Origin of the sequence: Oceanobacillus oncorhynchi (assembly GCF_000821065.1) — a bacterium.
GTDB classification, from domain to species: domain Bacteria; phylum Bacillota; class Bacilli; order Bacillales; family Amphibacillaceae; genus Oceanobacillus; species Oceanobacillus oncorhynchi.
This window is the reverse complement of the sequence record NZ_CDGG01000001.1, coordinates 138260-150061: the sequence shown is the minus strand read 5'-3', so window position 1 is coordinate 150061 and position 11802 is coordinate 138260. Positions and strand designations below refer to the sequence as shown.

Below are 11802 nucleotides of genomic sequence, written 5' to 3'. Positions count from 1 at the left end.
GACGTTTAGAAGGAGTGTTTCTTTTCGAAGCACTCCTTCTTTTTTATGGATTTCTCTTAAACTTTTGAGGAGTTCTTCATTTTATCCATCTATTATCCTATGATAAACGTTCTTTTTCTAAAGCATTCCCTAAAAATCGAGCTAATTCCAACATCCCATATTTATTAACTTTTTCTTCCGCTTCCGAATTGTAGTTTGTATTCGTATTTACATCATACGTGTAAATCTCTCCATTGATATCACGAATAAATTCAATACCGGCAACATCAATCCCGCTATTTTTCAAGAAATTCTCATAACGTGCAATTTGCTCCGTGTCCATTCCTTCTTCCATAATCTCAAACATCGGCGGACTTTCTTCTTCCTCCCCGACCGGACAAAATGCATCGCCAATCCGGCACGCATCTGCAGGGCACAACTCAAAGCCTTCTGTAGTATCTACCTTCACTGCGTAAATCAATTTCCCGCCGACAAATTCTGCTCGTATGATAAAAGGCTCAGGCGACTGGATGTATTGCTGAATCAATGTAATACCATCAACGGGTTCTTCAAATTCCGGGCTATTTACATACGCTTCAAGGGCATCGATGGAATGGAAAAGCTGAACTCCCAGCCCTTTCCCTGCTCTGTTATGCTTTGTAATGAAAGAAGATTCACCTATTTTTTTTGCAGCTTCTATTATTTGGTCACGTCCAACTGCTCCAATTGTCTTTGGTGTTTTTATGCCGTTTTTTTCAAGTGCGGTATATTGGTTAATCTTGCTAATTTCCAGCTGAAGCGCCTGTGAACCATTAAAGACCGTTCGATTATGCATCTCTAACCAGGATAGAATGCCTCCAGCTAATTCGGGTGCAAAGCGGTGATCTCGTGTGTGTGAGGAGGCACTCATCCGATTATAAAATACCCCTTCAGGCGGTTCTGCGGTTAAATCAACCATCCCCTTATCTAAATGCCAGGTTTCATAAGGCAAATTTAATTCTTCCAGACGATTGGTTAAGTGTACTGTCCAATCATCGTTTTCATGTAAAATATATATTTTCGACAATGATAACACCCCTTCATTAAAAAATTTTATTTCATATGGCTTAGCTTCTATTTAGCATCCATGCACTATTTCCAGCCATGACATAACTTCCATTCTTTATAAAAAGAAATTCTAAACACTGTTGATTTTAACAAAAAAAGAAGGAAGAACCCAAGATTCTCCCCTCTTTATATGTAAAAGGAAACCATCAATCGTCTCCTTCTTCCCACTGGACACGCTCCATAAATTCCGTAGAAGCCTTATATCCCTGCTGCTGCAGGTACCAATTATTCGCAGCCGCTTCTACTAATCCAGCTACATCCCGTCCTGGCTGGAGCTGAATCTCAATTCTTGGAACCTGGACGCCCATATACTCTTCATAATCGGTTTTCGGCTCCAGATCATTATTGAGTGCATCCTTCTCCCACTTTGTCAGTTCAATATCCAAGGAAATACGTGATTCATCCTGGAACGCCTTTCTGCCATACATCCGTACAACATTTAAAAGTCCGACACTGCGGAGAGCGAGGAATTCACGATTGATATCGTTATGTGTACCAAGAATCGTCTTATGGCTCACCTTTTTCAAAATAACAATGTCATCCGAAACAAGCCGATGTCCGCGCCCAATCAAGGTATGTGCCAGCTCACTTTTCCCTACGCCAGACTCTCCGCGAATTAAGACGCCAATTCCGGAGACATTCAGGCAGACCCCATGAACTGCAATTTCTGTTGCGAGCTTGCGGGTTAAATAATTATCTACCTTAGCGATAAAATCAACGGCTGTATCTGCTGTACGCAGAAGCGGAATATTTTCTTCCTGACAGAATTTCGTTAAGTACGTAAGTCCCTCTTGATTCGACGTAACAATAAAGCATGGCGGATGATAGCTTACCACATGGTCTATCCGTTCCTTACGTTCTTCAATATTCTGCTGCTTCAAAAAGTTAATTTCTTTTTTCCCTAAAATCTGCACACGTTCCATTGGGAAAAAGTCAAAGTAACCAATGAATTCTAAGCCAGGGCGATGGGTCCTGGCTTTCTTGATGGTGCGATCTAACTCATCGCCTCCAGCCAGTACTTCCAATTTAAATTCTTGCACTAATTGCTTTACACTGATAGATTTCAAAGCACCACGCTCCTCTCCGTCCTGTCCTTTTCCCTACATTATAACGAATTATGTCGCAAAGAGACAGAATCATGTATGAGAAATCGCTATTTCACTAATTTGTCACATTAACCTGTAACTATTTGAAAAAGGAACTGGAGAAATGTGCAAAATATAGCGCCTTTTCATTATTTCTATTTAATAATTTGAACCCGCTTAATATATCGGCCGTCTATTTCTAATATGTGGAATGTTAAATTTTCCTTTTCCAGCGTATCTCCTTCTACAGGGAAGGTAGTAAAGTTTCTCAGAATATAAGCTGCAAGCACATCATCTTCCTCTGGAATATCTGTATCAAAGGTATTATTCAGCTGGTGAAGCGTGATTTTTCCATCACAGATAATTTCGGTTTCTGTCTGCTTTTCTATCAGCGCATCCTCTTCCACATCCATCTCATCTTCTATCTCTTGTCCAATCATCACTTCAATAATATCTTCCTGTGTGACAATTCCTTCTGTGCCGCCATACTCATCCAATACGATAGCCATATGCTTCTTTTCCTCCAGCATTTTATGGAATACCCATTCGATATTATTAAATTCATACACACGCAGCGGATCCATATCACTATAATCTGCAAGTGTTTTTTCTTTTTCATCGCTCCACGCAATTAAATACTTAGAGTGAAAAATGCCGATAATATCATCCACATCTTCTCCATAAATAGGATACCTTGTAAATGGACTGGACAGCGCCAATTCTTTCACCTCTTGGTAACTTGCTTCATGATCTAACCCGACAATTTCAACGCGCGGTGTTTTTAGAACATCCTTTACATTCAAATGATAAAAATCAAATACACCACGTATTCGTGAAGACTCTTCCTTTTGAAAAGCTCCTTCTGAATCAGCAATATCCACTATTGCCCGCAGCTCTTCTTTGGAAACAGACTCCATCTGCACTTCTCCTTTAGAAAGTGCCCGGGTAATCGTGCCTGTTAATCCATTTAATAAAAAGGTGATTGGTTTTAAAATCCATACCACAGCCCGAATAACCGGGAAGATCAAAGCAGCAATCCGGTCCGGGAAGCTGGCTGCTACGGATTTTGGTATCACTTCCGAAAATACAATAATCGTAATGGTCAGTACAGCTGACGCAATTCCTACATTTAAACCATAATCTATCGCCATCATGGTAACCAGTGTAGGCAACAGAATATTCGCCACGTTATTTCCGATTAAAATTGCTGTAATAAATTCACTTGGGGTAGAGACAAGCTGAAGCAGTTTTTCTGATTTTATATCACCATCATTTGCTTTTGCCTGCAGTCTCACCTTATTTGTTGCTGTTAAAGCTGTTTCACTTCCTGAGAAGAATAGAGAAACAAATAATAAAAAAATGATCGCAATGATCACGAGTAAATTCCTCCTAAATGACATTTTCGTTAGATATGCTGCATCACTATGTAGAGCAGAAAAGATAGCTCTCTTTCATTTGAAAACTATCTTTGTTGAACATATACACGCTGAAATAATTTTAAAACCTTTAATTTAATAAATTCTGGATAAACACACGAATCACATCCGCGCCGCCAATCAATGTTCCTAAAGAACTTCCTATATTGGCAAATACGATTACTAACAAGATACGTGTTACTTTATTATTCCAAAAACCTTTTACAGAATGCACATCATCTGCAAGTGAATCAAAATCGCCTACATTCGGCCGCTTAATATAAGCCTGAGCAAACCCTGCAAACCAGCCTGCCGCAAGTAATGGATTCAGCGAAGTAAATGGCGCTGCGACGAATGCAGTCAGGGCAGCTAATGGATGTGCGAAGGCAACAAGGGCGCCAATAGCTGAGAGAGAGCCGTTCCAGAGCGCCCAGCTTATCGTTTGCTGCCAGCCTGCCGCTGGATTTGTCATGAATGTGTAGGCAATGATGCCAATAATGAAAATAGGTATCGCCCATCCAACCACTTTCGGCCACTTTGATTTCGGCGGACGTGTGTTTAGTTGTTCCAAATCCTGTTCTTTTTCAATTTCTTTGGTTATGCCTGGCACATGTGCTGCCCCAAGTATCGCGACAACCTTATCGCCGGGAGCATCTTTAATCTTTTGAGATAAATATTGATCCCGTTCATCAATCAATGGTTTCTTCAGGTCTGGAAAATAAGCGGTAAACTCTTGAAGCATCGCATTAATCGTATCCTGCTGCTTCATCTTTTCTAATTCTTCTTCGGAAATTTCCTCTCTGCTGAAGATACTTCCAAACACTTGCATGAGCAGCATTGATTTTCCTTTAAAGCCCATATTCCCCCAAATTCGGGCAAAAGTAATTTGAATATCCCGATCGGCTAAAACAAGCTCGGCTCCTGTTTCTTCCGCGGATTCAATTCCTTGTATCATCTCTTCTCCCGGACGAATACCAAACTGCTTAGCCATCCGCTTCTGAAAGGAAGAAACTGCCAGGTTCATTAATAGCATGACTGCTTTTTTATCGCGGATGACTTGAAAGATATCGGTGTTTTTCCATTTATTATTATCCTTCACCGATTGAAAACGCTGGGCATCCAGCTCAATACATACCGCATCAGGCTGTTCCCTTTCAATGACTTCCTTGACCTGTTCGGCACTATTTTTAGAAACATGGGCTGTTCCGATTAGTATATATTCTTTTCCATTCAAATGGAGCCTTGTGATGTTCTCCTCACTCATGTACCATCCTTCTTCCTTCCATTATGTTATTCAACACGGAATTCCTTTTTTTAAACTTGTATATCCTATTGTAATACATTTTCACCAATTAATTAAACATCTACGCACAAATAACGTATGATATAGGAAGATGATAATAAAGGAAGTATGAATATGGGGGTTAACCTATGTTTCACTATCAAATAGATGACCGTCTAACCTTGCGCCAGCTGCAGATGAATGATGCAAACGCGCTGTTCAGGACGGTAGAAAGCTCCAGAGAAGAGCTGCGTGAGTGGCTTCCCTGGATTGAAACGACACAAAAACCGGCCGATTGTTTAGCCTTTATTGATTTATGCCTGCAAGGAGCCCGGCACAGACAGTCGCTGAATATCGGTATCTTTGATCGGGATAGGCTGATTGGCTGTGTCAATTATAATTTTATTGACTGGCAAAATGGCAGCACATCGATTGGCTACTGGTTAGATCCGGCTTATCAAGGGAAGGGCGTCATGACCACAGCAGTTCAGGTGATGATTGATTATGCCTTTTATACACTGCGGTTAAACCGGGTTGAAATTCGTGCTGCAACCCACAATAAAAAAAGCAGAGCCATTCCAGAACGGCTCCGTTTTCAAAAAGAAGGTATGATCAGGCAGGGAGAATGGCTATACGATCATTATGAAGATTTAGTTGTTTACGGACTGCTAGCACGAGAATGGACGCATTAACGGAGAATCACAGCTCATTGTGCTAGTTCTTTGTTTCCCTCATTTTTATTTCGACAATTTCTTTTGTATCGGTTTTAAAATAAATATCAATAATAACACCAAATTCCTTTTCTTTTCCCACTAACCATAGCTTAAAGGTTTCGACTGTATTTTCAGATTCTGTTTGTCTGCCTACATGCAAATAATCTACAATTTTTTCTTGAGGGTACTTGGCTTTCACTTCTTTCATGGCAATCTGACCCCATTCGGCATATTCCGGCTCTTCTGCATTCACCCATGTTCCAATCAACAATGGAATGATAATAATGCCGGCGAAGATAAGGGCGCGATATATTCGATTCATCAGGCCACCTCCTAATTAGTCTTAGCTTGTGTTATTTTTTATGTTTTTATGCTAATCAGAAGACAGATGTCTTTATTTCCCGGGAAATGAAGACAATACGCTAAAAAAACAGGCTGCGCTTGGCACAGCCTGTTCTGCTATTTCATTTGAACACCGTGCAGATGAGCAAAGATACCTTTTTTCTGCAGGAGTTCTTCGTGCGTTCCTTCTTCTTCAATCCCATTTTTCGTTACCACCATAATACGGTCTGCTTCTTTAATCGTAGCAAGACGATGGGCGATCACAATTGTCGTCCGGTTGGCGGCCAGCTCGTTCAATGCTTTTTGAATAATCATTTCTGTCTCTGTATCCAGCGCCGAGGTTGCTTCGTCCAAAATAAGAATTGGCGGATTTTTCAAGAACATCCGCGCTATTGCAATCCGCTGCTTTTGTCCTCCTGACAGCTTTAAGCCTCTTTCTCCAACCTGTGTCTCATAGCCATCTGGAAGCTCCTTAATAAAATCCTCCATATGTGCACGTTTAGCTGCAAGTTCGATTTCTTCATCAGTTGCTTCCAGGTTTCCATACGCAATATTCTCCCGCAGGGTTCCTGTAAACAGAAATACATCCTGCTGTACGACACCGATTTTACTGCGGAGAGATTCCTTCGTCATATCACGAATATCCATTCCATCAATCGTAATCGCTCCATCTGTCACATCATAAAATCTTGGAATCAATGCGGAAATCGTTGTTTTTCCAGCTCCAGACGGTCCGACAAAAGCAACCGTCTCTCCATGATGAATATCAAAGCTGATATCGTTCAATACCGGTTTTTTCGTTTTATCGTAGCTGAAGCTGACTTGATCAAAACGGATATCCCCTTTTAATTCACTGACTGCTTCGGCATCCGGCTTGTCCTCGACATCCGGGTTGATTGCCATCATATCTGAGAAACGTTTAAAGCCGGCCATTCCTTTGGGATATAGCTCTAAGAGTGCTGTAATTTTATTGATTGGTGTCGTTAATACATTCACGAACAAGATAAAGCTGACTAATTCTCCATAGCTGAGGCGATCTGTATAAGTGAACCAGGCCCCTACAACAAGTACAAGCAGTGTCATTAAACGCATCAGCAGAAAAATATTCGAATGGACGATACCCATTACTTTATATGCTCCAACCTTTACAAGGCGAAACTTTTCATTATTCTCCTGAAAACGCTGCTTTTCGAATTCTTCATTTGTAAAGGATTGTACGACACGTACACCAGAAACAGCATCCTCTATTCTTGCATTGACTCCTGCAATATTTGCATACATTTTTCTCCACGCCTTATTCATACGAATATTTCCAAATGTAATAAGGAATATCAGGATAGGTACGGTAATAAGAACAATCAGTGCTAAAACTGGATTAATGGTGAACATAATAAAGAAAGCACCTAAAAATGTCATGATGGAAATAAAGAAATCCTCCGGGCCGTGATGGGCAAGCTCTCCCAGATCAAATAAATCATTCGTAATACGGCTCATGATATGGCCTGTTTTCGTATTATCAAAGAAATGAAAGGATTGTCTCTGAACCTGATAAAATAAATCACGGCGCATATCTGTTTCGATATTAATTCCCAATTTATGCCCTAAATAGGAAACCACATATTGCAAATACGTACTGATAATATACACAATCAGCAGTAAAATCGATATAACAACAATGGCATTCCAGTCTTGGCCAGGTAATAATTGATCGATAAACCACTGAACCGCTACCGGAAAGGCTAATTCCATCAGCGCCACAATCACTGCAGCTGAAAAATCTATAATAAATAACCGCTTATGCGGTTTATAGTATGAAAAAAATTGACGCAGCATACTTATCCTCCTCCTCTTCTTTTTTATAAAAAGCTAAAGCGCATATGAATGAATTATATAGTTAATCGCTTATGAAAACAATATGCTTTTCTCCAGATTCTTGGGAAAGTTTGTCCTTTCCCCTGCATACCATTTAAAAAAGGAGGATGTTTCACATGAAACCAATGAAGCTTATTTGCTATGTAGTGGGATTTGTATTTCTAGTTTCCGGGCTGATGAAATTTGTGGACCTTTCGATGGTCAGCAGTTTTGAACAAATGGGCGTGCCTTTATCCAATTTTGTTTATTTCTTTGTAGCTCTGTTTGAAGTGATGGCGGGGATGTTATTAATCGGCAGAATATTTATCCACATAAGTCTTATTCCACTGATTTTTATTATGCTTGGCGCACTCTTTTTCACCAAGCTTCCTATTCTGACAGGGGACGGGATATTCGCATTTCTTTTTGCTTCGCGATTAGATCTGACGTTACTTATACTGCTCATCTTTCTCTGGTCTCAGCGAAATGAAAAAGAAGCCTTCACGTAACTTTCCCACACCCAAATTGTGGACAACATCTGTGTAATTCAAAAATCCTGTTTATAGCTTATGGACAAACTGCATTTATCCACAATTATATCCACATATGCACAAATGTTCGCATTTATATAGTATAGGAACATATTTTCCACACCAAATATAGAATCTCATTCCTTTCTTATCCACCGTTTGTGCATAATTCTATATTTCTGTGGATAAAAACTAAAAAAAGAATGGATACCCTTTCATCCATTCTTTTCTAGCTTTTATTGAATTTCTAATTCCAACTCTGTCTGCATTAACTCGCCGTCCCTGTAATAATCAATGGTTACGACTTCTCCAACCTCTTTCTCTTCGTAAAGGATTTTCCGCAGGTCAATCGTGTTATGCACAGGCACACCATCCAATGCGACGATGACATCATATTGTTGAATACCTGCTTCATCAGCTGGCGATAAGTTTTCTACGCTCCATACATACACACCGCCCTCAACTTCCACCGGCAGCTGCAATGTGTTTCTCCATTCATATTGAGGCAGCTCCTCAATCGAATAAATTTCTACACCTAAGAATGGACGGACGACTTCTCCATTTTCCTCTAATTCCTGAATCACAGGAATGGCACTGTCGATTGGAATGGCAAAACCAATTCCTTCTACCGCTTCCTCATTAATTTTCATAGAATTAATACCGATCAATTGCCCGTATAAATTTATCAATGCTCCGCCGCTATTTCCCGGATTAATCGCTGCGTCTGTCTGGATAACTTCAGCCTGCCAATCGGGCTGCCCGTCAAAGTTAAAATCCATTGGAATGGTGCGCTCCATCCCGCTGATGACGCCCTGCGTAACAGTGCTTGATAAGTATGCTCCCAGCGGGTTTCCGATAGCAATGGCCGGTTCGCCTACCTTCAAACTCTCGGAGGTTCCGATTTCCATTGGCGTATCTTCATTCTCATTATCCATTTTAAGTACTGCTAAATCTGTAAATAAATCACTGCCGATGATTTCTGCTTCCATATGTGTCTCATCATGCAAAATCACTTCTACGCTGTCCGCATCTTCAATAACATGGTGGTTCGTCACAATATAGGTTTCTCCGTCTTCTACCTTATAAATGACGCCTGATCCTGTTCCGGCCTCAATCCCATCCGCTTCGGCTCCCCAAGAAACATTCTGCTGAATATTAGTTATACCGACTACTGCGGGGGTTACTTGTTCAATAATCTCTGTCAGCTGAGTAGAAACATCTACCTGCATCGGCTGGTCTTCCAAAATCCCGTTACTGTCAGCGTTCTCATTGTTTTCTTCTTCACCAGCAGGGCTGATTTGCGCTGTATTCTCATTACGAAGAAAATCAGGATTTATAAGCAACACGAGGATTCCGCCAATAATAATACCTAGCAGTAAGGGGATAAGCCATTTTCCTTTATTCTTTTTATCCGGTCCTGGCTGCGGCTGATTCGGTTGGTCATTATATTCCATATATCCTTCTCCTTATCGATTCATCTACCTACATATTCCCTAAATACATTTATTACTAACACAAAATTGCTCTTTATTAATTCTGCTCTTCACCAAAGTCTATCGGTAACATACTAGATATAAATTTGCTGTAAGCGACCGCTACAGAAATACACTACGCTTTCCATGGGCTCCGAGCTCAGCCTCCAGAATTCAAAACAGAGGTCTGCAAGAGGGAATTAATTTCAGTTTATGCACAAATGAAATTTTTATCCCATTACAGACCTCTGTATCTTTGATCATTACTTTATTTTCTTTATACACGCTCGGTTACAGCGCCGACATCATATAATGGCGTTGGCGCTTCCGGATCAGTGTCATGCAGCTCTACATCGATTCCGCGCTCGGTCAGAACTTGATTGACAGACATACGCGCCAGGTCTTTCATATTATTATCCAGACTCAGGTGAGCCAGGTAAATCCGCTTCGTACGGTTAGAAATAACATCGGTTAAAGCAAGCCCGGAATCCTCATTGGAAATATGTCCGGAGTCTCCTAAGATGCGTCGTTTTACATTCCATGGATAGCGTCCCATCCTAAGCATCTCCACATCATGATTTGCTTCAAAAATATAAGCGTCTGCGTCCTCGACCGTTTTTTTAATACGTTCGGATACGTATCCTAAATCCGTCACAAGCGCTACTTTCTGTCCGTTATTGCGGAAGGTGTAAAACATTGGCTCTGCCGCATCATGAGACACACCGAATGATTCGACCTCGATATCTCCAAAGCTTCGAACGGATCCCATATCAAACTGAAATTTTTGGTCGATGGTCAGCTTTCCGAGAGAAGACTCCATTGCCTGCCATGTTTTTTCATTTGCATAGATGGGCAGCTGATACTTTCGCGCAAAAATGCCCAGACCTTTAATGTGGTCGCTATGCTCATGTGTTACCAGAATCCCGTCAAGACGTGACGGATCGACATCAATTCCCTTAAACAGCCCGTCCATCTTTTTTCCGCTTAATCCGGCGTCTACTAGTAAACGCTGTTGTTCTGTTTCGATATAAAAGGCGTTGCCTGTGCTGCCTGAGGCAAGCACACTAAAACGTAAACTCATTCTGGCTCACTCCTATAAGGCTCAATCTTATCCTCTATAATGGAAATTAGGTCATCCGCTATTTCCTCATCATCCTCCGACATGGAATAAAGCTTTTGTAAATAATTTTCCTCAAACATCTTTGTTGTAAAATATTCCGTATAATTTCCCGGATACGTAAAGGACTCTGCAGCATTGACAAAATAATCATTTTCCTCATCTTCTTCAGCTACCGTGATTTTGTATGTGGGTGCAAACACCTGCGTCCCTTCTCCTTCTTCATCAATTCTGGAATAATACCCGTACGTGACATTTGTCACTTCTTCTTCGGCATTTAAAAAGCGATTTTGAAGAAGCGTACCAATGGCAATCTTAGGTGTATTTAAGCTGGTGCTCCCCTGTGTACTTGCGTCACCGACCATCGTTTGCGTATAATGCGTAATCTCTCTATCATCATTCACATAAAAAGTGAGCATTGCATGCTGATTTAAATAAAGCGGGTATCCTTCTTTATTTTGATAGAAGACGATAATATTTAAATCATGATTCCATGTGCCAAAACTGAATTCAGAAGTATTTAAAACATACGGGCTGACCAAATCAGACAAATCTCCCCGCTCCAAATTTTCCGGAATCTCCAATGGTGAAGAAAATTCCACAGTTAACAACTTATTATCCACACTCTTCGCCGCATCGATATCATCTATATCATTTAATTCCCTAATTTCCGTTTGGGTAAATTCCTTTTGAGTGGATGAAATATAGCTCAGCTCAGGAACTTCAAAATCAGTGTCTGCAGAAACAGTAATATTTTCTTGATCCAGCTGCTCGTCCAGATTCAAATCATTAACCTCCAGCTCTGGAATATCCATATCCTGCTGCTTATCAATAAATTGAAATAGCAAATAAATATTTAAGACAAGGAAACTGAGAATAAACAGCGTTTTAATATGTGACCATTGCATT

11 protein-coding genes are annotated in these 11802 nt (G+C 40.6%); 2 read left to right on the top strand and 9 right to left on the bottom strand.

Going from position 1 to position 11802, the window contains the following annotated elements; genetic code table 11:
• Positions 1–97: 97 nt before the first annotated feature.
• The 4 genes from BN997_RS00720 to BN997_RS00705 all read right to left on the bottom strand — a co-directional run bounded on the left by BN997_RS00720 (position 98) and on the right by BN997_RS00705 (position 4850).
• Entirely contained in the window at positions 98–1045 is a 948-nt protein-coding gene (locus tag BN997_RS00720; RefSeq protein WP_042528758.1) for an ATP-grasp domain-containing protein, read from the bottom strand.
• Positions 1046–1232: 187 nt separating this feature from the next.
• Positions 1233–2153 (bottom strand): HPr(Ser) kinase/phosphatase, encoded by a 921-nt coding sequence (gene hprK, locus BN997_RS00715; RefSeq protein ID WP_042528756.1) that lies wholly within the window; start codon positions 2151–2153, stop codon positions 1233–1235.
• Between the two features lie 173 nt (positions 2154–2326).
• Complete coding sequence (locus tag BN997_RS00710; RefSeq protein ID WP_042528755.1) at positions 2327–3547, bottom strand: hemolysin family protein; 1221 nt, start codon at positions 3545–3547, stop codon at positions 2327–2329.
• Between the two features lie 130 nt (positions 3548–3677).
• On the bottom strand, positions 3678–4850 hold the full coding sequence (locus BN997_RS00705; RefSeq protein ID WP_042528753.1) for a TraB/GumN family protein: 1173 nt from the start codon (positions 4848–4850) through the stop codon (positions 3678–3680).
• A gap of 167 nt (positions 4851–5017) precedes the next feature.
• Between BN997_RS00705 and BN997_RS00700 the strand changes: the two genes are divergently transcribed.
• On the top strand, positions 5018–5560 hold the full coding sequence (locus BN997_RS00700; protein WP_042528751.1) for a GNAT family N-acetyltransferase: 543 nt from the start codon (positions 5018–5020) through the stop codon (positions 5558–5560).
• Between the two features lie 22 nt (positions 5561–5582).
• On the opposite strand, the gene BN997_RS00695 is transcribed toward BN997_RS00700, so the two are convergent.
• Complete coding sequence (locus BN997_RS00695; RefSeq protein ID WP_042528749.1) at positions 5583–5903, bottom strand: DUF3889 domain-containing protein; 321 nt, start codon at positions 5901–5903, stop codon at positions 5583–5585.
• A gap of 137 nt (positions 5904–6040) precedes the next feature.
• Positions 6041–7756 carry an ABC transporter ATP-binding protein gene (locus BN997_RS00690; RefSeq protein ID WP_042528747.1) on the bottom strand — a complete coding sequence of 572 codons (1716 nt, stop codon included), beginning with the start codon at positions 7754–7756 and terminating at the stop codon, positions 6041–6043.
• A gap of 155 nt (positions 7757–7911) precedes the next feature.
• On the opposite strand from BN997_RS00690, the gene BN997_RS00685 reads away from it, so the two are divergent.
• Positions 7912–8283 (top strand): DoxX family protein, encoded by a 372-nt coding sequence (locus tag BN997_RS00685; RefSeq protein ID WP_042528745.1) that lies wholly within the window; start codon positions 7912–7914, stop codon positions 8281–8283.
• Between the two features lie 257 nt (positions 8284–8540).
• Here the strand turns inward: BN997_RS00685 and BN997_RS00680 are convergent, their stop codons facing one another.
• From BN997_RS00680 to BN997_RS00670, 3 genes are all read right to left on the bottom strand, one after another.
• The gene (locus BN997_RS00680; protein ID WP_042528743.1) at positions 8541–9758 is read right to left on the bottom strand and encodes a S1C family serine protease; all 1218 of its coding nucleotides are present in this window, start codon (positions 9756–9758) and stop codon (positions 8541–8543) included.
• A gap of 295 nt (positions 9759–10053) precedes the next feature.
• On the bottom strand, positions 10054–10857 hold the full coding sequence (locus BN997_RS00675) for an MBL fold metallo-hydrolase (RefSeq protein WP_042528741.1): 804 nt from the start codon (positions 10855–10857) through the stop codon (positions 10054–10056).
• Positions 10854–11801, bottom strand: a complete 948-nt coding sequence (locus BN997_RS00670; RefSeq protein ID WP_042528739.1) for a two-component system regulatory protein YycI — start codon at positions 11799–11801, stop codon at positions 10854–10856. Before BN997_RS00670 ends, BN997_RS00675 begins: the two co-directional genes overlap by 4 nt.
• Position 11802: the final 1 nt, after the last annotated feature.